Source organism: Terrabacter sp. NPDC000476, from assembly GCF_040300125.1.
Taxonomy (GTDB): domain Bacteria; phylum Actinomycetota; class Actinomycetes; order Actinomycetales; family Dermatophilaceae; genus Terrabacter.
Genome location: NZ_JBEPDF010000001.1, coordinates 870,594 through 895,587, shown reverse-complemented (window position 1 = coordinate 895,587; position 24,994 = coordinate 870,594). Strand labels below are relative to the sequence as shown.

Genomic DNA, 24,994 nt, shown 5'->3' with positions numbered 1-24,994 from the left:
GGGACACGAGCCGGAGCCGCGGCGGTCACGCCCGGGGCCGGGTGTCCTCGTCCGCCCCAGCCGTGACCTCCCAGGCACCGCCGGGCCGTCGCCGGGCCAGTCCGAGCTCGGCGAAGGCGTCGAGCCACCCCTCCATCGGCCACCAGCCCCAGCGCTGCGCGAAGCGGTTGGCGTTCTCGACGACGTCGTGCAGGTGCGCCACCGGGGGCGAGCTCGTCGGGTGGTGCTGGTGGTGGGCGCGGGCACCGCCGATCCACCGCAGACCACCGCCCGCCACGCGCAGCCGCTGGGCGAAGTCGGTGTCCTCGCCGCCGTAGCCGACGTAGGTCTCGTCGAAGCCGCCGATCGCCGCCCACGAGCGCGCGGTCAGGGCGAACGAGAGCGACCAGAAGAGGTTGAGGTCGGTGCCGGCGCGCACCTCGTCGGGCCGGAGCACCGGCCGCGCGGGGTGCGGGTCGGCCAGCGTGTCGAGGTCGAGCTCGAGGTAGTCGCGGCCGCCGGGTGCCGGGGGCAGGTAGGCGACCTCGCCGCACCAGACGAGGGGTGCCCACGGATCCGACTGCGGCAGCTGCGGACCCGACTGCGTCGCGAGCGCGTCGGCATAACGCTCGACGAGCCCCGGTGACGGGATGCAGTCGACGTCGAGCAGCACGAGCCGGTCGGCGCCGGCCGCGAGGGCGACCTCGACACCCCGGTTGCGGGCAGCGGCGAGCGGGAGCTGCGGGCCTCGCCTCGCGACGTCGACGACCCTCGTGCGTCGTGCGGCGGGCCTCGACGCCACCACCTGCTCCACCTCGGGGTCGTCCATGGCCACCACGACGTGCAGGTCGACCGACTTCGTCTGGCGCGCGAGGCCGTGGAGCTGCCGGTCGAGGTGGGCGTGGCGACCGTGCACGATGGTGACGACCGCGATGGTCGGCGCGTTCGTGCTCACGAGACCGCGACGGCGTCTGCCGCCGACCCGGGCGTGGGTGTGGGCGTGGACGTGGGTGTGGGCGTGGAGAGCTTGCGCACCAGGGACTCCAGGACCGCTGCGGCGGTGGCGGCGCCGTGACCGGAAGACCAGTGCTGCCAGCGGGATCCGCCGATCGCGCGCGCTCGTGCGAGCAGTCCGGGCCACTCGTCGGGGTCGGTGGGCCACGCCGGCAGCCCGACCGCCATGCCGAGCCGGTCCACCGCCGTGGCCGTGGCGACCTGCTCGTCGAACGGCCGTGGCTGGGCCACGACGACCGCGGGGCGCCGCGCCGCGGCCACCTCGGCCACGGCGTTCTGGCCCCCGTGCGTGACGACGACGTCGGCCCGGGCGAGGTCGGCCCACAGGTCGCGGGAGGGCGACGCGGGGGAGCGCTCCACCCACTCCCAGCCGGGGGTCGCCGCCCGGGCCGCCTCGACCTGCGCCGGCGACGTCTGCCGGCCGCCACCGCCCCACACGACGAGCACCCGCGGAGGGCGCCCGAGCCCGCCGCTGCCGCGGCAGTCCGGCGTGCGGCCGTCGAACCGCGAGATGCCGCCCACCGCGGCCAGCTTGCCCACCCACGACTCGGGCCAGTCGCGGGAGTGCGCGCCCTCCGGCCAGGGCGCCAGCAGCGCGTCGGCGAGGTCGTGGGCGAGCCGGTGCGGGGGATCGGTGCGGCGCCCCGGGAGGGTGACGACGACCACCGGGACGCCGCACAGCCGCACGGTGAGGGCGACCTCGACCGAGACGTCGACGACGACGAGGCCGGGGCGGGTGCGGGTCACCCAGTCGGCGACCTGCGCGGTGCGTTCGGCCAGCCCGGGGTCGTGGCGGGGCACCCAGTGCAGCGTGCCGTTCGCGGTCTGGTCCGTCGGGCCCCCGGGCGCCAGCGCTGCGGCGTCGTCCCGCGCCAGGCGGACCCACGGGCCGGACCACCCCTCGGGTGCAGGGAGGGAGCTCAGGCCGGTGACCGGCACGTCGAGGTGGGCGGCCACGGCCTGGAGGCGGCTGACGTGCCCGAGCCCGTGGTGGTGGGCGTACCAGCCGATCACGCGGCACCCTGCACGCTCGAGAGCGCGTGGTAGAGCGCGACGTAGTCGTCAACCATGCGCGTCACGGAGCAGTGGGCGATGGCGTGGTCGCGGCAGTCCCGGCGATCGAGGGCAGCCGCGGCCTCCACGGCCACGGCGCCCTCGGCGGCCGTCGAGGCGGGCGGCAGGAGGACGCCGACGGACGGGGACACGAACTCGCGCAGCCCGCCGCGGTCGAGGGCGACGACCGGCGTCCCGCAGGCGAGCGACTCGGCGGCGACGAGGCCGTAGGGCTCGTCCCACTCGGGCGTGACGAGGGTGACGGCGCTCGAGCCGAAGAGGTCGGCGAGGCCACGGCTGTCGAGGTGCCCGACGTGCTCGATGCCGTCACCGAGCAGGGGCGCGACGACCTCCACGAAGTAGGCCGGGTCGCCCACGGGTCCGGCGAGCCGCAGGCGGCGGCCGGCCGCTCTGGCGACGGCGATGGCCCGATGCGGGGCCTTCTCGGGCACGAGGCGCCCGGCCCAGGCCAGGTCGGGCCCGCCCGCACCGGGCAGCCAGCGCCCGGTGTCGACGCCGTTGTGCACGACCCCGGGCTGCACGACGTGCGACCACGCCCGGGCCGTGTGCTCGCTCACGGCGACGTAGTGGCTGTTGCGACGGTGCGGTCGGCCGGGTCCGCCGGCGGTCGCGCCCGAGTCGATGGCGATGGCCGGTTCGAGCCACGGGGTGGGCGGCGTGTGCAGCGTGGTGAGCACCGGGGCGGGGAGCGAGCTCGCCATCGCGACCGGTAGGTGGTGCAGGCTGTTGTTGTGCACGACGTCGACGTCACGCCGGCCCTGCAGGGCCACCAGCACCTGGAGGTAGGCGTGGTGCTCGCGCAGCCACCGCTCCGGCACCATCGAGACGTCCTGGCGGGCGGCGTCCGTCAGCTGCAGCGGCGCCACGTCGAGGGGCACCGCCCCGAGCGCCGGGTCGCTGCCCGGCGCTGCGAAGAGCGACACCTCGATGCCGCGGTCGGCGAGACCGCGGGCGAGGTGCCACGTCAGCGACTCGAGGCCGCCCGCGAAGGGCTCGGCGACGGCATACGTCGACGCGGCGAGGATCACGACGTGCACGCGACACCCCCGGCGGCGACGGCAGCGAGCACTGCGGCATAGACCTCGTCGTGCGCCCGCGCGACGGCGACGCGCTCACGCGCCCGCTCGAGCGGGTCGGCCCGCCACTGCGGACGGTCGCGGTGGGCCGTGAGGAGCGCGTCGCGCAGCGAGCCCGCCGCCACGGGGTGGGCGCCACCGTCGGCGGCCGCAGCGCTCTCGCCGGCGACCGCGTAGAGCAGGCAGGGGCGCTGGTCCGCGTAGTAGCCGCAGTCCGGGGCGACGACCGTCGTGCCGAGGTCGTGGCACGCCTCGAGCCAGCCGGAGTGCGTGCCGAAGCGGTAGGGCAGCAGCGAGACGTCGAGCGCCTCGAGGTAGTCCCAGAGCTCGTCGTCGGTGAAGTAGTCGTGGACGTGCAGCTCGACGTCACCTCGGCGCTCCAGCTCGCGCAGCCGGTCGGCCAGCGCGGGCTCGTGGCGGTCGAAGCCGGGTGTCATGACGTCGGTGTGCGCATCGACCCTGAGGCGTGCGCCCGGCATGAGCGGGAGCGTGTCGACGACGGCCTCGATGACCGGGAGCGGGTCCATGCCGGCGCGGAGGCTCTTGGCGTGGACGCCGACGACGAAGGGGTCGTCGGGCCCGCGCTGCCGGCGCGGGCGCGACAGCCGCGGCTCCTCCACCACGTGGGGGTGCGGCACGACGGTGGCCTCGCGCTCCCACCGTGCCCGCACCTCCGCCGCCGCACCGCGCGTGAGGGTGAGCAGCGCGTCGGCGGCCGGCACGAGCACGTCGAGCTGCGCGTCGTGCAGGGCCCGGTCGAGCTGGTGCGGGTTGCGCAGGTCGTGCACGGTGAGCACGAGCGGCTTGCCGTGGCGCCGCAGGCACGCCACGAGGTCGGCCAGGTCGGCCGGTGACACGGCGTCGAAGCCGAAGTGGACGTGCATGAGGTCGAAGTCGTCGGCGTGCGCGTCGACCCAGCCCGGCTCGAGCATCCGCGGCGGCCACCACTGCGCGTCGGGCACGTCGGCCCGGGGCCGGGGGTCGGCCAGCCGCACGGCCGTCGGCTCACCGGCCGGCGGGTCGAGGTGGCGCACGTAGACGTGCCCGGCGGGGACGGAGGCGATGACGGGGAGCACGCAGCTGCCTTTCGGAGCAACCGGACGCCGAGGGCGAGGGGTCGGCGTGGGTGAGGGGCGAGGCCGCGTGGTTGGAGCCTGTCCAGGCAGGCATACCCCGTGCGCCGCCCGGGGAGACGCTTCGGACGAACGGCGCGTCCGCGCGCGTGCCTGGGTACGGGCCGTGGGTAAGGGACCGGGAGTCGACGCCGACGACCAGCCCGGCGGCCCGGTCGCACCGACCGCCGCCGTACGCCACCGAACCGAAGGACCACCGATGTCCGAGATCGCCGACCGCGCCGAGGCGCTGGTGCGCCATGACGACAAGGGCGGCTTCCCTGCCCAGCAGCAGGAGCCACCCGGGCTGACGACGGCGATGGAGCCACGACCCGACCACGGCGAGGAGACCTACGTCGGCCACGGCAGGCTCGAGGGCAAGCGCGCCCTCATCACGGGAGGTGACTCGGGCATCGGACGAGCGGTCGCGATCGCCTTCGCCCGTGAGGGCGCCGACGTCGCCATCAGCTACCTCCCCTCGGAGCAGGCCGACGCCGAGGAGACGCTGGCCTGGGTGGAGAAGGCGGGACGGCGCGGCGCGCTGCTGCCCGGTGACCTCGTCGACCGGCAGACCTGCATGGGGGTCGTCGCCGACGCCGTGCGCGATCTGGGTGGCCTCGACATCCTCGTCAACAACGCCGGCTACCACTGGGCCCGGGGACCTGAGGGGCTCGAGGGACTGCGGCCCGAGCACGTGGAACGCGTGCTGCGCACGAACCTGTACGCCGTCATGTGGCTCTGCCAGGCGGCCCTGCCGCACCTGGCCCCCGGGTCGTGCATCCTCAACACGACCTCGATCCAGGCCTACGACCCCTCACCCGCGCTGCTCGACTACGCCGCGACCAAGGCCGCGCTCAACAACCTCACCGTCAACCTCGCGGCATCGTTGGGACCGAAGGGCATCCGCGTGAACGCCGTGGCGCCCGGCCCGATCTGGACCCCGCTGCAGCCGGCGACCCGGGAGGGCGACACACTGGAGACCTTCGGGGCCGACACGCCGCTGGGGCGCGCCGGGCAGCCGGGGGAGGTGGCACCCGCCTACGTCTTCCTGGCCTCACCGGCCGACGCGAGCTACGTGTCGGGCACGGTGCTGGGCGTCACCGGCGGTGGCGCGGTCTTCTGACGGCTCCCGACCGAGCGAGGGGCGGCGTCAACGGGCTGCCCATCCTGTGAGACAGGTCGAGGGCGAACATGACTCGACGTTGGGGCGACGATAACGTGACGTTGTGAACGCGGCGATCCCGCCGGCGCGCGTCCGACCCCCTGGGTGACCAGGGCCCCGGAGGACGTCCGGAGCGCCGGGGCCGGGAGCCGCGCGAGCGGGTAACGACGCCCGCCTCCGTCCCCTGCCACGTCGCCGCCCCGAAGGACTTCTCCATGCCCGTGCTCAAGCGCTCCCTCGCCGTCTCGGCCGCTGCTCTCGTCGCGCTGTCCCTGACGGCCTGCGGCGGCTCGTCGGCCGGCCAGACCGCCGCCGACAACCCGTACGACCTCCAGCAGCCGGGCACGCTGCGTGCCGGCACGCTGACCGACGCCCCACCGAACGTCTTCCTCAAGGACGGGAAGTTCACCGGCTTCGACAACGACCTGCTGACCGCGGTCGCCGGCAAGCTCGGCCTCAAGGTCGAGTTCGTCGGCACCGAGTTCAGCTCGCTCCTCGCCCAGGTGAAGACGCGCAAGTTCGACGTCGGCTCCTCCTCGATCAGCATCACCGAGGCGCGCAAGAAGACGGTCGACTTCACGAACAAGTACGACTTCGGCTTCCTCGGCCTCGACGTGCCGAAGGGGTCGCCGATCACCTCGTTCGACCAGCTGCCCGGCAAGCGCGTCGTCGTCGTGCAGGGCACGGTGCAGGACGACTACGTCACGCGCGAGAACCTCAACCCGGTGCGCGTGCCCGACTACAACGCGGCGCTCAACCAGCTGCGGGCCGGCACGGCGGACGCCTGGATCACCCCGGCCGAGATCGGCGAGAAGACCGCCGGCGACTCCGGCGGCAAGGTCCTGGCCGTCGCCAAGCAGCTCGACCCCGGTGGCATCGCGTATGCCGTCGCCCCCGGCAACGACAAGCTGCGGGCCGCCCTCGACAAGGGCATCGACGAGGTCGTCGCCGACGGCACGTGGGAGAAGCTGCAGAAGCAGTACTACCCGAGCCGCGAGATCCCCGAGGACTTCACGCCCGGCAGCGGCGCCGCGGCCGGCGCCACCCCGTCGACCACACCGTGACGACCGAGTGCCCGAGCACCCCTGAGAGGAGGGCGACGTGGACATCCTGACCACGCTGCGCGAGACGTTCTTCGACCTCGACGCCATGCGCGAGGCCCTGCCCGAGCTGGTCACGGTCGGGCTGCCCAACACGCTCCTGCTCGCGCTGACCTCGGCCGTCATCGGCACGGTGCTCGGCATGGTGCTCGCGGTGTGCGGGCTCTCGCACCGACGCTGGTTGCGTTGGCCCGCAAGGATCTTCACCGACGTCTTCCGTGGTCTGCCCGCGGCGGTGACCATCCTGCTCATCGGCGTCGGGCTGTCTCCCGTCGGGCTGCAGATCTGGGGACCCAACCCCTACCCGCTCGGCATCCTCGCGCTCTCGCTCATCGCGAGCGCCTACATCGGGGAGATCTTCCGCTCCGGCATCCAGAGCGTCGAGGCCGGCCAGCTCGAGGCGGCTCGCGCCCTCGGCTTCAGCCGCCCCTCGGGCATGCGCCTCGTCGTCATCCCGCAGGGGGTGCGCCGCGTGCTGCCCGCCCTCGTCAACCAGTTCATCGCCCTCATCAAGGAGAGCTCGCTCGTCTACTTCCTCGGGCTGCTCGCGAGCCAGCGCGACCTCTTCCGCATCGGCCAGGACGCCGCGGCGAACACGGGCAACCAGTCGGCGCTCGTGCTCGCGGGCCTGTTCTACCTCGTCGTCACCGTGCCGCTCACCCACGCCGTCAACGCGATCGACCGCCGTCTGCGCGACGGACGCCGCGACGACGGCGCCGCCCACGCGCCCGACGCCGACGAGCCGTCGGGGAGCCCCGAACCCGCCCTCGCCGTGACCCAGGAGCCCCGATGACGACCGAGACGAGCCCGACCGGGACGAGCCCCTCCGCGACGAGTGCCGGCGTGTCGGTCGCGACCCGCGACGTCCACCTCGCCTTCGGCAGCAACCAGGTGCTGCGCGGTGTCGACCTCGAGGTGGCGGCGGCGACGACCGCCTGCGTCATTGGTCCCTCCGGGTCGGGCAAGTCGACGCTGCTGCGCGTCGTCAACCGCCTGCTCGAACCCGACCGCGGCGACGTGCTCCTCGACGGGCGCAGCGTCCTGGCCGACAACCCCGACCTGCTGCGCCAGCGCGTCGGCATGGTCTTCCAGCACTTCAACCTCTTCCCGCACAAGACGGTGCGCGCCAACATCACCCTCGGGCTGACCAGGCTCAAGGGGCTGGGCAAGGACGAGGCCGCCGAGCGCGCGCTCCACCACCTCGACCGGGTGGGCCTCGCGCACAAGGCGGACGTGCGCCCTGCCACCCTCTCCGGTGGGCAGCAGCAGCGCGTGGCGATCGCCCGCGCCCTCGCCATGGAGCCCGAGGTGATGCTCTTCGACGAGGCCACCTCGGCCCTCGACCCCGAGCTCGTCAAGGGCGTGCTCGCGACGATGGCCGACCTCGCCGCCGAGGGCATGACGATGGTCGTCGTGACGCACGAGATGGGCTTCGCCCGCTCCGTGGCCCAGCAGGTGCTCTTCATGGACCACGGCCGCGTCGTCGAGTCCGGGGCGCCCGACCAGCTGTTCGAGGCGCCGCGCACCGAACGGCTCCAGCGGTTCCTCTCCCAGGTGCTCTGACCCGGGCCGCCGCCGGCGGGCCGGGGCTCAGTCGGGCCGGGTGGGGTCGTCGCCCACGCCCAGGCGGATCTTGCCCTTGCTCGGGCACTCGGCCACGTGCGCCTCGGCGTCGCGTCGTGCCTTGTCGCGCGCCCGGCGGGCGGGGCCGGTCCAGTCGCAGCTCTTGCAGTAGCCGAGGACGAAGGCGCCGTCCTCCTGCGTCGAGTCCGCGCCGAGCTTCTCGAGCGTGGCCTGCAGGCGGTTGCCGTCGGCGTCCTCGACGGTCAGCTCGTGTCCACGACGCCTGAAGAACCTCGGGCCGCTGCGGGGCTTCGCCATGGCCCCATCGTCCCCTGCCACCGACCCGCTTGCCCAGCCGGGTCCGGCCCGGCCGTCCGGTCCGGTGCGGGGCCCGGCCCGCGCACGAGGTGCCAGACTGGTCGGAACGCGAAGGAGGAGCGCCGTGGGCACTGCGAGTGGGCCCCGCCCCCTGGTCCTGCGTCTGCCCGGCGGGGCGGAGGCGCGCGCCGTGTGCGTCGACTCCGGTGCCGAGCTCACGACCGCCCTCGAAGCCCTGGGGCTGCGTTCGCCCGTGCCCGTCGTCGTCGTGGTCGGCGGCGCCTCGGGGCTGGGGCCGCGGGCGAGCGGGGACCTGCTCGCCGTCGTTCGGGACGGACTGCTCGCGGCGTGCGAGACCACCGGTGCCGTCGTGCTCGACGGGGGCACGGACGCCGGGGTCATGGCGCTCCTCGGGCAGGCGCGTGACGTGGGCTCGCCCGTCACGCTCGTCGGGGTGGCCGCCCGCGGGACCGTCGACCTCCCCGGCGAGGACGGTCGGGAAGGCACCGCGAGGCTCGAACCACGGCACGACGCGTTCGTGCTCGTGCCGGGCGACGAGTGGGGCGCCGAGTCGCCGTGGATCGCCGCGGTCGCCATGGTGCTGGCGGGCGACGCGCCGTCGGTGACCGTGGTGCTCAACGGCGGTGACATCGCGTATGCCGACCTGCGGCACAGCGTGTCGCAGCGCCGTCCCGTCGTCGCCCTCGCCGGCTCGGGCCGCACCGCCGACGAGCTCGTCGCGGCCGTTCGCGGGCAGGGTCGTGACACGCGCGCCGTCCAGCTCGCGCGCTCGGGCATGGTCGAGGCCGTGGAGGTGGCGCAGCCCGACGCCGTGCGACGCAGGATCGTGCAGCTGCTGACCGGTCGGTCCTCAGGGCCGGCCTCCGGCGGCGACGACCGTCGTCACGACCAGACGCCCCTCGGGTGAGCGCGGCGAGATGAGGCTCTGGTCGCCGTCGGGCGCCATCTCGACGAGGTGGACGGGCCGGCCCACCGCCCGGAGGGCGGCCGCGTAACGGCGGGCGTCGGGCAGGAGGGGGTCGGTGCGACCGACGAGCACCCAGGTGCCGCCGGTCGGAGCCTCCCGCAGGGCGGTCCACGGCGTCGCCGCGATCCACGCCTGCGGCCGCTCGCGCGGCGTCCCCCCGAAGAAGCGCACCGCCCGGGCGGTGACGTAGGCCGGTGGCACGGGTGCGCGCCAACCGTAGAAGCCGTTGAGGCCGACCACGGCGCGCGGTCGGGTGGTGACGTTCCGCACCGTGCACCTCCGGTCGTCGAGGTCGTCGCCGGTCCCGGCGACGGTCGTCGCCACGAGTGCCCCGTCCGACCAGCCGACGAGGACGACCCGGTCGGGATCACCACCGAAGGAAGCGGCCCGGGCCCGGGCGAAACGGGCCGCGCAGCCGACGGCCTCGTAGGCGCCCGGGTAGCGGGCGTCCGCGGCCATCCCGGGCCAGCCGACGTTCAGCACGACCGCGCCGGCCGCCGCCAGCGCCTCCGCGAGCTTGCCGAGGTCCGAGCGGTCCCCGCAGCAACCGTGCACGAGGACGACGACGACCGTTCCCGCGCGGGGCGTCCCGGTCCCGGGGCTCTCCGGAGGGGTGGCCGGAGGGGCGGCCGGAGGGTCGGGCAGGTAGACGTCGAGACCGGCGCCCGTGGCATACGTGATGTCGGGCAGGCGACGCACGGTGGGTGCCGTCGGCCGCGCCCCCGTGCTCCCGCCGTCGGTCGGTGCGCCGACGGGGGTGCGGGGGACGAGGGCGAGCGTCCCGAGCACCCCAGTCACCACGATCGCCCCGACGAGCACGACCCAGACGGCGCGACGGACGAGCGGCCTAGCCATCGGGGCGCGCCGGGCAGGTTCGGGGTGGAGTCGCGAACCCGTACTGCTGGGCCTCGTTCTCGTCGAGGTCGCGCCCGGCGACGTCGCAGGCGATCCTCGACCAGTCCCGCGCGTCGAGGGTCCACCGTGCCGGACCGTCCGACCCGACGGTCACGACCTCCGTCGACGAGACCGCCACGACGTCCGAGACGGAGCGCACCCGGCCGAGCGTGCCCCACGGGTCGAAGGACGGGTCCGGGCCCCAGAGCCGGACGGTGCCGGAGGCGTCGGTCGTGACGACCCACCGTCCGCCCGGGTCGAAGGCGACCCCGCGGACCGCGCCGTCGTGCCCCGTCAGCGTCGGGCGATCCACGCCGCGCGCGTCGGTGCGGTCGGCGTCCCAGACGATGACCTGCCCCTCGGTGTTCCCCGTCGCCACCCGGCGGCCGTCGGGGCTGATCGCGACGGACTCCATCGGGCTCGACCTCAGGTTGAGGGCCACGTGCCGGGCGTCCGGCAGTCCGGTCCACACGTAGGCCATCCCGTCGGCTCCGACCGACACGAGGGCGGAGTCGCCACGGAACGCGAGACCACGCACCCAGTTGAGGTGACCGGTCAGGGTCGCGAGGCGGCGTGTCAGGCCGGCGTCCCAGATCGTCACGACGTCCTCGTCGCCTCCGGTCGCGACGAAGCGGCCGTCGGGCGAGACCGCCACCACGAGCGAGCCCTGACCGGCCTCCACGGCGGCGCTTCTCGGCGTGCCGGTGCCGGCGTCCCAGAGCTGCACCCGTCCGGCGAAGGTGGCCGTGACGAGCTGCCCGGCCGGGCCGAAGGCCACGCCGCTGACCGGCGCGCCCACGTCGAGCGTGAGACCCGTCGGCACGCCGTCCGACGTCCGACGCAGCGTCACGATGCCGTCGTCGTCGCCGCTGGCGACGAGGTCGCGACCCGGGTCGAGGGCGACGGCGCGGCTGGGCGTGACCCGGTCGGTGAGGAACGTGGCCGCGCGGGCCGGCTCGAGGGGCCGGACGTCCCAGACGAACACCCGCGGGTCGTTGCCCACCGAGACGAGCCGATCGGGCCCGGCGAAGGCCACGCCCCGGACCGAGGCCCCGTGACCGCGCAACGCCGGAAGCGCGGCTCGCCCCGTCGCCCGGTCCCAGACGCGGACGGTGTGGTCCCGCCCCGCCGTGGCGATGCGAGAGCCGTCCGGCGAGAAGGCGAGACCGAAGATGCGCCCGTCATGGGCGGCGATCGTGCGCTGCAGCCGACCGTCCGGCAGCGACCACAACCTGACCGTGCCCTCGGCGCCGGCGGAGGCCAGCACGGAGCCGGTGGGGTCGACGGCGAGGGCGCGGACCGCGTCCGGGTGGCCGGGCAGCTGAGCCCGCAGCCGGCCGGAGTCGACGTCCCAGAGCAGGATCCGGCGATCGGTGCTGCGGCCCTCGGTGCGTCCCCCGGCAGCGACGAGCGTGGTGCCGTCCGGCGTGAAGGCCAGCGCGTCGAGCCAGTCGCGGTAGCCGGTGAGGACGTGCCGCGCCCGGCCCGAGCGTGCCTCCCTCACGATGACCAGCCCGTCCTGCCCGGCCGTGGCGAGCAGGGTGCCGTCGGGGCTGTAGGCGACCGCCCGCACCGAACCCCGGTGCGTGGTGTTCGGGTCGGATCCAGCCGACGCGGTCGGGAGGCGGGTGCCGCTGGGCACGGACCACTGGCCGACGTCTCCCGTGCTCGAGGTCGCGGCGACGGCCGTCCCGTCGGGGCTGAGCGCGACGCTGCGAACCTCGCCGCCCAGCTGCGCCAAGGGACGCCCGGGTCGGCGACTCACGAGGTCCCACACCCGGACGACCCCGTCGAGCCCACCCGTGACGGCCACACCGCCTCCCGGCCCGACGGCGACCGCGTACTGCGGCGACTCGACGGCGAGGACGTGCTCCGCCCGTGGGCCGGAGCTCAGCGCCGCGAGCATGCCGCCGAGGGCCCCGGGGGTGCTCCGGAGCGACAGGCCCTCGCGCGCGAGCAGCAGTGCCCGGTCGAGCTGCTCGACCGGGAGGGCCCGCGCGGCCTGACCGAGCTCGCCGGAGCGCGCCAGCACCCGTCGCTCCTCGGCGTCGTCGCGTTGACGCACGGCGAGGATCGCCGCCACGACGACGGCCACGAGGAGCACGGCCAGGGCGGCGGTCAGCACCCGGAAGAGCCGGTCGAGCCGAACCTTGCGGCGGGCCGCGGCGTCGAGGGCGGCGCGGCTGTCGGTCACGAGCGCCCGGACGTCGGCGCTCGCTCCCAGCTCGCCGGCGTCGGGCCCGGAGAGCCAGGCCTCCGCCTCCGCGAGCTCGACCTCGTCGAGCCGGCCGCCCGGGCCGCGACCGCGACGCACCCAGTCGTCGGCGTGCTCCTCGAGGCCGCGCCGGAACCGCTCGGCCGCACGTCTGTCGGCGATCCAGTCCCGCAGGGCCGGCCAGCCGCTGATGAGCGCCTCGTGGGACAGGTCGACGAGGGTCTCACCGGGGTCGGACGTGCTCTCGGCGGCCGTGGCGGTGACGAGTCGTGAGGCCACCAGGTGGCCGAGCACTCGGTCGAGAGCGGCGGGGTCGTCGTCGTCGCTGGCGAGGTCGCTGCGGCGCTGCTGGCGGCGCACGTCCTCGCGGCCGTCGAGCAGCTGCACGAGACGCAGGAGGATGCGCCGGGCCACGAGACGATCGGCGTCCCCGAGGACCGCCATCGTCGCGTCCGCGTGCCTGGCCAGCGCCACCTGCAGCCCGGTCCGAGGCGGCTCGCCGTAGGACCGACCCGGCAGGATCAGCGTGTCGTAGGCACTCGTCGGCAGGAACCGCCGGGTGAGGCGTCCCCAGAGCAGCACGAGCGTCTCCTGCACGAGCGGGAGGCTGCCGGGCTCACCCGCCGCGTCGCGCACGACGCGTTCCACGAGGGCTGCCTCCACGTGCACCCCGACCCGGGCCGCCGGGGCCACGACGGCCTGCCGGAGACCGTCCCCGCCCAGGGGCAGCAGCTCGAGGCGGTGCGCCCGCACGTGCGCCCAGAGCGGCGAGGTCATGAGCTGCGGGTAGTAGTCCGCGCGGATCGCGACGACGCAGCGGACCCGGCCCCCGCTCCAGACCTGCTCGAGGGCCGCGCAGAACGCGGCGACGCGGGCGGACCGGTCGGCCGGAGTCGCCGGAGCACCGGCGAGCGTGAAGACCTCTTCGAGCTGGTCGACGACGAGCAGGACCGGGGGCTCGGGCGTTCCCGGGGGAGCCGCCGGCACCGAGGCCAGGGCCGCCCGCAGGCGCAGCTCGGGATCGCGTCCCGGGCGGAACGTCACGACGACGAAGCCGTCGGCGGCGAGGCGCGGCCCGACCCCCGCGTGCAGCAGCGAGGACTTGCCGCTGCCCGAGGTCCCGATGACCGCGAGGACGGGGTGGCGACCGATCTCCCGGCACACCTGGTCGGTCTCGGCAGCGCGGCCGTGGAAGTCGCGACTGCGCTCGCTCGTGAACGGCTCGAGGCCGGGGTAGGGGCACTCGGGCGCTGCGTCGGGGTCGACGATCTCGCGGTCGAGGTCGGCGACGAGCCGGGCCAGGCAGGGCTCCCACCGGGACTCGTCCGTCGCGTCGAGGCGCGTCAGCAGGCTGAGGTCGAGCGGGAGCCGGTCGACCGGGCGCAGCAGCAGCGGCACGACCGGCCAGGTCGAGTGCTCCTGGCCGTACTGCGTCGCGAGCAGCTGCACCCACTCGGCACGCTGGTCGGCGAGGAAGGCCGGCGAGACGACGAGCAGCACCCGGTCGGACCGCTCGACCGCCTCGACGAACTGGCGGGGCAGCGGGCGCCCCAGCTCGAACTGCGTCTCGTCGCCGCACCGCACACCCGCCGCCCGCAGCCCGTTGAGCAGGAAGCCGTCGACCCAGGCTCGGTCGTCGGCGGCGCACACGACGAAGACGTCGAACCGCTCGGTCACGGGATGGCCCCCGTCTCGGGCCAGGGAAGCACGACCTCCCGGGCGAGCCGCGCCACCGCGGTGTCGAAACCGGAGTCGTCGGTCATGTCGAGCCAGATGTGCAGCCGGAGGCTGAGCCTGGGTGCGACGGTCTCGCGCATGACCCCGATGAGCCGGCTCTGCGCGTTCTCGAGCCCGAGGTGCTCGGCCATGAGGGACTCGAGCTCCGTGTAGGAGCTGGCGAGGTAGGCGGGCGTCAGCACGGCGACCGTGTAGCGACTGCGTTCCACGGCCCGCGTCATCGCGAGCACGAGCGGCTCGCCGAGGCGGAAGTCGTCCTCGTCGAGGAGCACGCGGACGCCCGAGGCCCGCAGCGCCGGCACGAGGCGTTGCGTCACCCAGGCACGGTCGGGGTCGCTCCGGCGGTAGCTGACGAAGGCGTCGTGGGTCAGGCCGTCGGTGCCGCCGCCGGGCGGGACGCCGGCGGTCACCGGAGCGCGCCCACGGAGGCGGGGGTCGTCCGCGCGCGCAGGGCACGCAGGATCGCATCGGCGGGCGCGGCCGGCCGTCGGTATCCGACGGATCCCGCGTGCGCGGGCGGGAACGGGGAGAAGGCGGTGGCGGGGTCCAGCTCGGGCTCCGTCGGCAGGGTGCTCCACGACCACCGTTCCGCGCCGCGCAGCGCCGCTACGACGATCGCGAGGTCGCGGCCGCGCAGGCCGTCGTCCACCGTCACCGACCCGTGCGCGGCGGCGGCGAGCCCGAGGTCGGTCGGGAGGTCGGCGCGGGCCACGGCGGCCGCGACGGCCGCGAGCAGCACGTGCTGACGATCGATCCGGCCGATGTCGCCGGGGGAGTCGGCCACCCACCGCCCCGCAACGAGCCGCTCCGGCTCGCGCGAGCGGAGCCAGGCCAGGGCCGCCGCCCCGCCCACGCGCTGTGGGCCGGCCGCAAGGTGGAGTCCACTGGCCCGGTCCCGCACGGGAGCAGCGAGATCGAGGCGGATGCCGCCCAGCCGGTCGACGACCCGCGCCACCGCCGCGAAGCGGACCTCGACGTAGTGCTGCACCGGGACCCGCGTGACGCCGCGGACCGCAGCCACGACGGCCGCCGGGCCGTAGTCGAGGCTGCCCCCCAGCTTGCCGTCCCCGTGTCCCGGCACGGTGACCCGCAGGTCCCGCGGAAGGCTCAGCACCACGGTGTTCCGACCCCCGCCGACCACGCAGAGCATGACGGCGTCGGCCCGGTCACCCCGGATGTCGCGCCGGGACCCGACGCGGTCAGGTCGCCGGTCGTTGCCGACGACGAGCACGGTGACGGGCCCGACCCGCCCGGAGGGGTCGAGCGCCGCCGTGGCCGCGGCGGTGCGCGTGAGAACGGGATCGAGGGTTCGGGCCAGCAGCAGCGACAGCGTCCCGGTCAGGAGGTCGGCGACGGCGGGCCCGGACACCGGTCCGTCCGGCGACCACGGGACGGGGGCCGTTCGGACGAGCGTCAGCGCGAGGACGGCACCGGCGCAGGCCGCGGTGAGGCGTCGACGCGGGCCCACGGGGTCACGGACCCGAGAGATCGGTCGGCGTCTGCTCGGTGAAGGTGGTCGAGGCCCGTGAGGCGGACGTCGTCGTGGGAGTCGTGGGGGGTCGCGTCACCGGGGTCGTCGGCGATCCTGCCGTCGAGGTCGGCACGGTCGTCGGCTCGGTCGTCGGCGACGTCTGCGTGCCGACGGGTGTCTGGGTGGAGTCGGCGCCGCTCCCGGCGGGGCAGCCCGCGGTGAACAGCGCGCTCGCAGCGACAGCGGCCGCCGTCGCGCCCCGGGCGAACGGGGAGGGCCGGGTGGCGCTGCGCGGGGCCGGCCCCCGCGCCCGGTCGGACGAGTGCACACGGACCTCCTCGACAGGCGATGGCGGAGTCCGAAACGTGTGCATCCACCGTAGACCTGCTGCTCCGGGACGGGTGGCGAATCGGGCGAGACCGGCGGACGCGAGGGCTACGCTGCAGGGGCGGGTGCAGCGACGTCGACGCCTCCTCGTCCGGCGCGCCCTCCACTCGCGCCGAGCCCGTGCCGCGCCCGCGCGGTGGGCCGGCTGGAGCAGGACGGGGGCCGCGATGACCACGAGCAGCACGTCTTGGGCCGTGCGCATCCACCGGGCCGCAGCCGAGTTCGACTGGGCCGGGGTCGACGCGGTGGCGACCGAGTACGAGGCGCACCTGCGAGCCGCGGCCCGGCCGGCGTCGGACGACGAGTTCGCCCCGGTGCTCCAGCTGCTCCGGAGCAACCGGCGCTACACCGCCATGACGCGGGTCGTCGACGCCCTGCTGAGCCAGGGGGTCTCGGACGCCCTCGTGCGCCGGCACTACGGCCAGGCCCTGATCGAGCAGGGCTACCCCGCTGCGGCGCGGATCACGCTGGCGGCGTTGATCGGTGACGAGTCCGTGCCTCCGGCCGAACAGGTGGAGGCCCGAGGACTCCTCGGCCGCTGCGGCAAGGAGCTGTTCCTCGGCACCACCGACCCGGTGCGGCGAGCGGACTACCTCCGCAGCGCCCTCGGGACGTACCTGGAGGCGTACCACGAGCAACCCGGGGAGCGCTTCTGGAGCGGCATCAACGCGGTGGCTCTGCTCGCCCGAGCCGTCGACGAGCAGGTGCCGCTCGAGGGACACCCAGATGCCCGCGCGGCCCTGCGCGAGCTCGTCACCGACGTGCTCGACGTCGTGCGCGACCGTCCGGACGACGACGGGTGGGCGCAGGCCACGGCCGTCGAGGCCCACGTGGCCGTGGGGGAGCACGCGCAGGCGGTGGAACGACTCGAGGCCCTCATCACCATGGCCCGCCCCGACGCCTTCGCCCTCAACTCCCTCCTGCGCCAGCTGACGGTCGTCTGGCGGCTCGACACCGAGTCGGCGCCGGGCTCGAGCCTCCTGCCCCTGCTGCGCTCCGAGCTCCTGCGCAAGAGCGGGGGATTCGTGTCGGTCACCCCGCAGGACGTCGGCGCGGAGCGGCTCGAGCGGCTCTCGAGCCCCGGCCTCGAGAAGGTGTTCGGCTCCGACCGCTACGTGACGTTGAGCTGGTACGTCAAGGGGCTCACGCGGTGCCGGGCGGTCGCCCGCCTGGAGACGCCCGACGAGGAGGGTCTGGGGACCGGCTTCCTGGTCCGGGGCGCGGACTTCCACACTCGGCTGCCCGCCGTGCTCCTCATGACGAACGGCCACGTCGTGCCCGAGGCGATCGACGCCGACCAGGTCGTCGTCGCCTTCCACGCCGCTGACGCCGGTCATTCCGATCCGCAGCGGTTCCGCGTCGTGCGGCAGTGGTTCTACGACAGCTCCCAGGCGCCGCACCTCGACACCACTCTGCTGGAGCTCGACGGGCTCCCGGTGGCCACCGAGCCCGTTCCCGTCTCGACGCGGCTGCCCGCGCTCGGCGCGGACGTCACGCCACGGGCCTACGTGATCGGCCACCCCATGGGCCTCGAGCAGCCGCAGTTCTCGTTGCAGGACAACCGGATTCTCGGCTACTCGGACCACCTCATCCACTACCGGTCACCCACCGACCCCGGCAGCTCGGGCAGCCCCGTCTTCGACCGGCACTGGAACCTCATCGGCCTGCACCACTCCGGGTCCTCGTCCATGGCGCGTCTCGACGGGCAGCCAGGCGTCTACGCCGCGAACGAGGGCATCCGGGTGTCGGCCGTCCGCACAGCGCTGCACGAACGGTGGCCGGCAGGGTCGCCGACGGGGGGCTGACCACCGCGCAGCCGGGCCGCCGGACCGCTGGAGCAGGCCGGCCCGCGCGTCACGCACAGCGCGCTCCCAGCGGGACGGGACATCGTGGTTGGACGCGACGGACACGGGGTACAGGGTGCTTGTGCCCGGCCGCGGTCGGTGCTCAGATGGACAGCCAGGCCGGTGCAACGAGGAGGAACCGATGGTCGATCCGAAGGCGACGTTCTTGTCGTGGCCGGTGGTGCGGCAGGTCCGCAGCGGCGACTTCCTCGGCCGCGGCCCCGCGGTGACGTCCGCGGCGACCCGCGGGATGGCCCCGCGCACCGCGACGGCCGATCGCGTCGTGAAGAGCGTGTGCCCCTACTGCGCCGTCGGGTGCGGGCAGCGGGTCTTCGTCAAGGACGAGCGCGTCGTGCAGATCGAGGGTGACCCGGACTCTCCCGTGTCGCGAGGCCGTCTGTGCCCCAAGGGATCAGCGAGCGAGCAGCTCGTCAACAACCCCGGGCGCCAGCGCCAGGTGCTCTACCGCCGCCCCGGCGGCGCCGACTGGGAGAGCCTCTCCCTCGAGAACGCCGTCGAGATGGTGGCCCAGCGCTTCGTGGCGAGCCGCCGACACGGCTGGCAGGACCACGACGAGCACGGTCGCCCGCTGCGGCGCACCATGGGCATCGCCTCGCTCGGCGGAGCCACCCTCGACAACGAGGAGAACTACCTCATCAAGAAGCTCTTCACCGCGGCAGGCGCGGTGCAGATCGAGAACCAAGCGCGTATTTGACACTCCTCCACCGTCCCCAGTCTGGGGGCCTCGTTCGGGCGCGGCGGCGCCACGCAGTACGTGCAGGACCTGTCCAACGCCGACTGCATCGTCATCCAGGGCAGCAACATGGCCGAGTGCCACCCGGTCGCCTACCAGTGGGTGACCGAGGCGCGGCTCAAGGGCGCGCGGGTCATCCACGTCGACCCCCGCTTCACGCGGACGTCGGCGACGGCGGACAAGCACATCCCCATCCGGGCCGGCAGCGACGTCGTGCTGCTCGGTGCGCTCATCAAGTACATCCTCGACAACGACCTCTACTTCAAGGAGTACGTCGTCGCGTACACCAACGCGGCCACGCTCGTCAGCGAGGACTTCCAGGACACCGAGGACCTCGACGGCCTCTTCTCCGGCTACGACGACGCCAAGGGCAACTACTCGCAGGAGACGTGGGCCTACGCGAGTGCCGACGGGCCCGGCGACGAGTCGCCCGGCACCATCGGTGGTCCCGCAGCCACCCACGAGCACGGCGAGGACAAGTCCGAGCGTGCGGCGGGTGACGAGCACGGCTCCGGCGGCCCAGCGCTCGAGCACGCCCGCGTGCTGCGCGACGAGACGCTGGAGGACCCCCGCACGGTCTTCCAGATCCTCAAGAAGCACTACGCGCGCTACACCCCGGAGATGGTCGCCGACACGTGCGGCATCAGCGTCGACGACTTCGCCTACCTCGCCCGGTCGGTGACCGAGAACAGCGGTCGCGAGCGCACGACCGCGTTCGTGTACGCCGTCGGCTGGACGCAGCACACGCTCGGTGCGCAGTTCATCCGCACCGCCGCGATCGTCCAGCTGCTGCTCGGCAACATGGGCCGCCCCGGCGGCGGCATCATGGCGCTGCGCGGGCACGCGAGCATCCAGGGCTCGACCGACATCCCGACGCTCTACAACATCCTGCCCGGCTACCTCGCCATGCCGGTCGCGGGTCTGCACGACACGTGGGACGACTACGTGTCGGCCATCGGCAACAAGCAGCAGAAGGGCTTCTGGGCCAACGCCGACACGTATGCCGTCAGCCTGCTCAAGGCGTGGTGGGGCAAGGCCGCGACCGCCGAGAACGACTGGTGCTTCGACTATCTCCCGCGACTCAGCGGTGCCCACGGCACCTATCAGACGACGATGGCGATGCTCGAGGACGAGGTCGAGGGCTACTTCCTGCTCGGGCAGAACCCCGCCGTCGGGTCGGCCCACGGTCGCATGCAGCGCCAGGCGATGTCACACCTCAAGTGGCTCGTCGTCCGCGACTTCAACATGATCGAGTCGGCCACCTTCTGGAAGGACGGGCCGGAGATCGCGTCAGGCGAGCTGAGGACGGAGGACATCCAGACCGAGGTCTTCTTCCTCCCGGCGGCCGCCCACACCGAGAAGAGCGGGTCCTTCACGCAGACGCAGCGGATGCTCCAGTGGCACCACCAGGCCGTGCAGCCCGAGGGCGACTGCCGGAGCGAGCTGCAGTTCTTCTACGAGCTCGGGCTCCGGGTCCGCGAGCTGCTCGCCGACTCGACCGACCCGCGCGACCGCCCGCTCCTCGACCTCACGTGGGACTACCCGACCGACGAGCACGGCGACCCGGACGCCGAGGCCGTGCTGGCCGAGATCAACGGTCGTCACCTCACCGGCGACAAGGCGGGTCAGCCGCTCTCGGCCTACACCGAGATGAAGGCCGACGGCTCCACCGACGGCGGCTGCTGGATCTACACCGGGGTGTACGCCGACGGCGTCAACCACGCGGCCGACCGCAGGCCCGGGCGCGAGCAGGACCTCACCGCCCTCGACTGGGGCTGGGCCTGGCCGGCGAACCGCCGCATCCTCTACAACCGTGCCTCGGCCGACCCCGAGGGCAACCCCTGGAGCGAGCGCAAGCGCTACGTCTGGTGGGACGGGGAGCAGGGGAAGTGGACCGGCCATGACGTGCCCGACTTCGTCGCCGACAAGGCGCCCTCGTTCCGCGCCGAGCCCGGCACGGGCGGTCCCGCCGGCCTCTCCGGCGACGACCCGTTCGTCATGCAGGCCGACGGCAAGGGCTGGCTCTACGCGCCGAAGGGGATGCTCGACGGCCCGCTGCCGACGCACTACGAGCCGCAGGAGTCCCCGGTCCGCAACCCGCTCTACGCGCAGCAGTCCAACCCCTCGCGCAAGGTCTTCCCGCGCAAGGACAACCTGTGGAGTCCGAGTGGCGACGCACCCGGCGCGGACGTCTACCCCTACGTCTTCACGACCTACCGCCTCACCGAGCACCACACGGCCGGCGGCATGAGCCGGTGGCTGCCCTACCTCGCCGAGCTCCAGCCGGAGTTCTTCTGCGAGGTCTCGCCGGAGCTCGCAGCCGAGCGTGGGCTCGAGAACGGTGGCTGGGCGACGATCGTGTCGGCCCGTGCGGCCGTCGAGGCGCGCGTCATGGTGACCGAGCGCATGACGCCGCTCGTCGTCCAGGGCCGCACGATCCACCAGGTCGGGCTGCCCTACCACTGGGGCGTCGGCAGCGACGCCGTCGTGTCGGGCGACGCGGCCAACGACCTGCTCGGGGTCGCGCTCGACCCCAACGTGCAGATCCAGGAGAGCAAGGCCGGCTCGTGCGACATCGTTCCGGGCCGGCGTCCGGCGGGCGAGGCGCTGCTGCGGTTCGTCGAGGAGTACCAGTCACGCGCCGGCAGCACCGTGATGACGAGCAACGAGCTGCGCACCGGTCACCCGGAGTCCACCCCCGACACGAGAGGAGGCTGACCGTTGGGATTCTGGCGCAACCAGCTCTCCGGCCCCACCGACCCCGCGACCGACGCCGCCTGGGACGTCGTCGAGCCACGCAAGGGCTTCTTCACCGACACCTCGATCTGCATCGGCTGCAAGGCGTGCGAGGTGGCGTGCAAGGAGTGGAACGGCGTGCCCGAGGACGGCCTCGACCTGCTGAGCCAGTCCTACGACAACACCGGCGCGCTCGGTGCCAGCACCTGGCGACACGTCGCCTTCGTCGAGCAGACGAGCGACCGCATCGAGCAGGCGCGCGAGTCGGGCCGCAAGCTCGTCTCACTCGGTATGCCGTCGGTGCGCTCCGCCGGGGAGGCGCAGTCCGCGCCCGGTGACCTGCTCCAGGACACCGCTCCCGGCCCCGTCGACACCGGGCTCCCCGACGTCCGCTGGCTGATGGCGTCCGACGTGTGCAAGCACTGCACCCACGCGGCCTGCCTCGACGTGTGCCCCACGGGCGCGCTGTTCCGCACCGAGTTCGGCACGGTCGTCGTGCAGGACGACGTCTGCAACGGCTGCGGCTACTGCGTGGCCGCCTGCCCTTTCGGCGTCATCGAACGCCGTCGTGGCAACGAGGGGCACGAGCAGACCGGCCAGTCGCACGGCATCAGCATCAAGGGCGCCGGGGGAGCGGGCGACACGACGAAGGGCTCGCACCAGAACGCACCGTCGCACGCCGCCAGCAACGGCGAGGTCAAGAACGTCGGGATCGCCCAGAAGTGCACGCTCTGCTACGACCGCCTCGGCGCCGGCCAGACGCCGGCGTGTGCCCAGGCGTGCCCGACGACGTCGATCAAGTTCGGTGACCTCGACGAGATGCGGGCCACCGCCCGCGCCCGGGTCGCTCAGCTGCACGAGCAGGGCTTCCCGGAGGCCCGCCTCTACGGCGTGGACGACAACGACGGCGTCGGCGGCACGGGCTCGACGTTCCTGCTGCTCGACGAGCCCGAGGTCTACGGGCTGCCGCCGGACCCCCGTGTCACGACGGCCGACCTGCCCGACATGTTCCGCAAGGCCGGCTACGCGGGGCTCGCCATGCTCGCCATGGCCGCGGCCTCCTTCGTAGGGAGCCGCACGTGACGACCAACCCGTTCGACGCCGACCGTCCGCCGGACCTCGGTCGTCGCCGTGGCAAGGGCGGTAAGGGCGGCAAGGGCTCCGGTGGTCGCCGCGACGAGTCGATCATGGTGCCCGACGTCAGCTTCGACAGCTACTACGGGCGCCACATCGTCAAGCCCGCGCCGTGGGAGAAGGAGGTGGCGGCCTACCTCTTCCTCGGTGGCGTCGCCGCCGGCTCGGCGCTGCTCGGTGCCGGTGGCGCCGCCCGTGGCTACCCCGCCCTGCAGCGCGTCGGGCGCATCGGCGCCGTCACCGGGGCCGCGCTCGGTGGCGCCGCGCTCGCCAAGGACCTCGGCAAGCCGAGCCGTGCCCTCAACATGATGCGCACGGTCAAGCTCACCTCGCCGATGTCGGTCGGCTCGTGGATCCTCACGGCCTTCGGCAGCTTCGCGGGCGCCGCCCTCGCGGCCGAGGTGGGTCGCCCACTCCTCGAGCGCCGTTCCGGCTCCAGGCGATCCAGCGGCCGTGTCGTGTCGTTGGCATCGAAGGCGTTGCGGCTCGCCGACGGGCCGGCAACGGTCGGCTCCGCCTTCTTCGCCCCGCCGCTGGCGGCCTACACGGCGGTGCTCCTGGCCGACACCGCCACGCCGACGTGGCACGAGTCCTACCGCGAGCTGCCGTTCGTCTTCGTCAGCTCCGCGAACCTCGCTGCCTCGGGCCTCGCGCTGATGGCCGTGCCGACGCGCGAGAACGGCCCGGCCCGCAAGCTGGCCGCGGTCAGCGCGGTGGCCGAGCTCGTCATGTTCGAACGCCTGCAGGAGCAGCTGGGCGAGACGCTCTCCGAGCCGTTGCGCACGGGCAAGGCAGGGCGCCTCCTCAGGGCCAGCCGCGCGCTGACGGTCGGCGGGGCCCTCGGCGCCGCGGTGCTGGGTGGCAACCGGCTCGCGGCCGCAGTGAGCGGCGCGGCCCTGATGGCCGCCTCCGCCTGCACCCGTTTCGGGGTCTTCGAGGCCGGCATGGTCTCCGCCATCGACCCGAAGTACACCGTCGAGCCCCAGCGGGAGCGCCTCGAGAAGCGCCGCGCCGCCGGCGTCGTCGACGACTCCATCACCACCGCGCGGTAGATCGACCGCGCAGTGACACCACCTCCCACCGACACCACCACCCGCTGACACCGACGACAGGGGAAGTCCATGACCAGCAGTGCCGTTCCCGAACGCACGACCGACCAGCCGGTGGCCAACCGCTGGGTCATCCTCGTCGCCGGCGTCCTCGTCCAGCTCGCCATCGGCGCCGTCTACGCGTGGAGCGTCTTCGCCAAGGCCATGCAGAGCGACGAGGCGTTCGGCTGGTCGAAGGCCCAGGCGGCGGTGCCCTTCGAGCTCGCCATCGGCATGATCTTCATCGGCAGCTACATCGGCGGTCGCATCCAGGACCGGCGGGGTCCGCGGGTCGTGGCACTGACCGGCGGCATCATCTACAGCATCGGCGTCATGATCGCCTCGTTCGCCGACGCGGACCGCTTCTGGATCCTCCTGCTCGGCTACGGCGTGCTCGGTGGCTTCGGGCTCGGCATGGCCTACATCGTGCCGATCGCCATGCTGCAGAAGTGGTTTCCCGACAAGCCGGGGCTCATCACGGGGATCGCCGTGGCTGGTTTCGGCTTCGGCGCGGTCATCACCGCGCCGCTCGGCCAGCGGCTCATCGCGGGCGACCCGTCGATGCCGACGAAGGCGTTCCTCCCGCTCGGCATCGGCTACCTCGTCGCGGTCGTCATCGGCGCCGTCCTGTTCCGCAACCCGCCCGAGGGCTACCGCCCGCCCGGCATGACCGACACGGCGGCCCCCACCGCGACTGCGGCCACCGCGGGCGCGGAGCCGGACGCCGACTTCACGGCGTCCGAGGCGCTGGGCACCCGGCAGTGGTACTTCCTCACGGCGATCCTGACGCTCAGCGTCACGGCCGGCATCTCGCTCATCTCCGTCGCGGCGGGCAGCGCGAGCGACGTGGCGGGCTACTCGGCAGCCGCGGCGGCGAGCCTGGTCGGCGTCCTCGGCCTCTTCAACGGCGGCGGGCGCATCCTCTGGGGCTGGCTGTCCGACCGCGTCGGCAAGATGCCGGCGTTCATGGGCATCCTCGGCATCCAGGGGGTCTGCCTCCTGCTCATCCCGCACGTGTCGTCGCCGGCGCTCTTCGCCGTGCTCGCCGCCCTCGTCTACCTCTGCTACGGCGGCGCCTTCGGCACCATGCCCTCGACGGCGGGTCGCTTCTTCGGCGTGCGCAACGCGGGCGCGATCTACGGCCTCATGCTCATCGGCTGGAGCATCGGCGGCGTCGTCGGCCCGCTCCTCATCTCCTCGCTCATCGGCGAGGACAAGGCCTACACGCTGGGCTTCACCGTCGTCGGGGTCATCGCCCTCGCGGGCATGGCCCTGCCGCTGGTCACCAAGAAGCCGACGCCGCGCGCCGCCCGGCCCGTCGGGACGAGGGCGGCGGCGCGCCGCTGAC

General features: G+C 74.0%; 20 protein-coding genes. 10 read left to right on the top strand and 10 right to left on the bottom strand.

From position 1 onward, the window contains the following. Positions 1 to 25: 25 nt before the first annotated feature. Genes ABT295_RS04130 through ABT295_RS04115 form a run of 4 tightly spaced genes read right to left on the bottom strand, consistent with a single transcriptional unit; the run spans position 26 to position 4,219 of the window. Entirely contained in the window at positions 26 to 934 is a 909-nt protein-coding gene (locus ABT295_RS04130) for a glycosyltransferase family 2 protein (RefSeq protein WP_352393140.1), read from the bottom strand. Continuing rightward, the gene (locus tag ABT295_RS04125; protein WP_352393139.1) at positions 931 to 2,007 is read right to left on the bottom strand and encodes a glycosyltransferase; all 1,077 of its coding nucleotides are present in this window, start codon (positions 2,005 to 2,007) and stop codon (positions 931 to 933) included. The genes ABT295_RS04130 and ABT295_RS04125 overlap by 4 nt, the downstream gene beginning before the upstream one ends. Next, positions 2,004 to 3,104: a glycosyltransferase gene (locus ABT295_RS04120; protein WP_352393138.1), complete on the bottom strand. Its 1,101-nt coding sequence runs from the start codon at positions 3,102 to 3,104 to the stop codon at positions 2,004 to 2,006. The genes ABT295_RS04125 and ABT295_RS04120 overlap by 4 nt, the downstream gene beginning before the upstream one ends. Then, positions 3,092 to 4,219 carry a glycosyltransferase family protein gene (locus ABT295_RS04115; protein WP_352393137.1) on the bottom strand — a complete coding sequence of 376 codons (1,128 nt, stop codon included), beginning with the start codon at positions 4,217 to 4,219 and terminating at the stop codon, positions 3,092 to 3,094. The genes ABT295_RS04120 and ABT295_RS04115 overlap by 13 nt, the downstream gene beginning before the upstream one ends. A 256-nt stretch (positions 4,220 to 4,475) precedes the next feature. Here ABT295_RS04115 and ABT295_RS04110 point away from each other — a divergent pair, with 256 nt between their 5' ends. The 4 genes from ABT295_RS04110 (at position 4,476) to ABT295_RS04095 (ending at position 8,080) form a co-directional block, all read left to right on the top strand. Next, positions 4,476 to 5,378, top strand: coding sequence for an SDR family oxidoreductase (locus ABT295_RS04110; protein ID WP_352393136.1), 903 nt, complete (start codon positions 4,476 to 4,478; stop codon positions 5,376 to 5,378). Between the two features lie 254 nt (positions 5,379 to 5,632). Next, a complete protein-coding gene (locus ABT295_RS04105) occupies positions 5,633 to 6,481 on the top strand; it encodes an ABC transporter substrate-binding protein (protein ID WP_352393135.1) in 849 nt (282 codons plus the stop codon). Between the two features lie 37 nt (positions 6,482 to 6,518). After that, a complete protein-coding gene (locus ABT295_RS04100) occupies positions 6,519 to 7,310 on the top strand; it encodes an amino acid ABC transporter permease (RefSeq protein ID WP_352393134.1) in 792 nt (263 codons plus the stop codon). Beyond that, positions 7,307 to 8,080 carry an amino acid ABC transporter ATP-binding protein gene (locus ABT295_RS04095; RefSeq protein ID WP_352393133.1) on the top strand — a complete coding sequence of 258 codons (774 nt, stop codon included), beginning with the start codon at positions 7,307 to 7,309 and terminating at the stop codon, positions 8,078 to 8,080. Before ABT295_RS04100 ends, ABT295_RS04095 begins: the two co-directional genes overlap by 4 nt. 27 nt (positions 8,081 to 8,107) lie before the next feature. Here the strand turns inward: ABT295_RS04095 and ABT295_RS04090 are convergent, their stop codons facing one another. Next, complete coding sequence (locus tag ABT295_RS04090; protein WP_352393132.1) at positions 8,108 to 8,398, bottom strand: hypothetical protein; 291 nt, start codon at positions 8,396 to 8,398, stop codon at positions 8,108 to 8,110. A 124-nt stretch (positions 8,399 to 8,522) separates the two neighbouring features. Between ABT295_RS04090 and ABT295_RS04085 the strand changes: the two genes are divergently transcribed. After that, a complete protein-coding gene (locus ABT295_RS04085; protein ID WP_352393131.1) occupies positions 8,523 to 9,326 on the top strand; it encodes a TRP family putative cation channel in 804 nt (267 codons plus the stop codon). On the opposite strand, the gene ABT295_RS04080 is transcribed toward ABT295_RS04085, so the two are convergent. The 5 genes from ABT295_RS04080 to ABT295_RS04060 are packed head-to-tail and all read right to left on the bottom strand — an operon-like array spanning position 9,270 to position 16,031. Further along, positions 9,270 to 10,241, bottom strand: coding sequence for an alpha/beta fold hydrolase (locus tag ABT295_RS04080; protein ID WP_352393130.1), 972 nt, complete (start codon positions 10,239 to 10,241; stop codon positions 9,270 to 9,272). The genes ABT295_RS04085 and ABT295_RS04080 overlap by 57 nt on opposite strands. Next, a complete protein-coding gene (locus ABT295_RS04075; protein WP_352393129.1) occupies positions 10,234 to 14,172 on the bottom strand; it encodes an nSTAND1 domain-containing NTPase in 3,939 nt (1,312 codons plus the stop codon). The genes ABT295_RS04080 and ABT295_RS04075 overlap by 8 nt, the downstream gene beginning before the upstream one ends. Further along, complete coding sequence (locus ABT295_RS04070) at positions 14,169 to 14,642, bottom strand: toll/interleukin-1 receptor domain-containing protein (protein ID WP_352393128.1); 474 nt, start codon at positions 14,640 to 14,642, stop codon at positions 14,169 to 14,171. Before ABT295_RS04070 ends, ABT295_RS04075 begins: the two co-directional genes overlap by 4 nt. After that, positions 14,639 to 15,700 (bottom strand): LCP family protein, encoded by a 1,062-nt coding sequence (locus ABT295_RS04065; RefSeq protein ID WP_352393127.1) that lies wholly within the window; start codon positions 15,698 to 15,700, stop codon positions 14,639 to 14,641. The genes ABT295_RS04070 and ABT295_RS04065 overlap by 4 nt, the downstream gene beginning before the upstream one ends. 4 nt (positions 15,701 to 15,704) lie before the next feature. After that, entirely contained in the window at positions 15,705 to 16,031 is a 327-nt protein-coding gene (locus ABT295_RS04060) for a hypothetical protein (protein WP_352393126.1), read from the bottom strand. Between the two features lie 226 nt (positions 16,032 to 16,257). On the opposite strand from ABT295_RS04060, the gene ABT295_RS04055 reads away from it, so the two are divergent. The 5 genes from ABT295_RS04055 (at position 16,258) to ABT295_RS04035 (ending at position 24,993) form a co-directional block, all read left to right on the top strand. Beyond that, on the top strand, positions 16,258 to 17,895 hold the full coding sequence (locus ABT295_RS04055) for a serine protease (RefSeq protein ID WP_352393125.1): 1,638 nt from the start codon (positions 16,258 to 16,260) through the stop codon (positions 17,893 to 17,895). Between the two features lie 181 nt (positions 17,896 to 18,076). Further along, complete coding sequence (gene fdh, locus ABT295_RS04050) at positions 18,077 to 21,406, top strand: formate dehydrogenase (protein ID WP_352393124.1); 3,330 nt, start codon at positions 18,077 to 18,079, stop codon at positions 21,404 to 21,406. 3 nt (positions 21,407 to 21,409) lie between these two features. Continuing rightward, positions 21,410 to 22,507 carry a 4Fe-4S dicluster domain-containing protein gene (locus ABT295_RS04045; RefSeq protein ID WP_352393123.1) on the top strand — a complete coding sequence of 366 codons (1,098 nt, stop codon included), beginning with the start codon at positions 21,410 to 21,412 and terminating at the stop codon, positions 22,505 to 22,507. Next, entirely contained in the window at positions 22,504 to 23,610 is a 1,107-nt protein-coding gene (nrfD, locus tag ABT295_RS04040) for an NrfD/PsrC family molybdoenzyme membrane anchor subunit (protein WP_352393122.1), read from the top strand. The genes ABT295_RS04045 and nrfD overlap by 4 nt, the downstream gene beginning before the upstream one ends. 69 nt (positions 23,611 to 23,679) lie before the next feature. Beyond that, positions 23,680 to 24,993, top strand: a complete 1,314-nt coding sequence (locus tag ABT295_RS04035; protein WP_352393121.1) for an L-lactate MFS transporter — start codon at positions 23,680 to 23,682, stop codon at positions 24,991 to 24,993. Position 24,994: the final 1 nt, after the last annotated feature.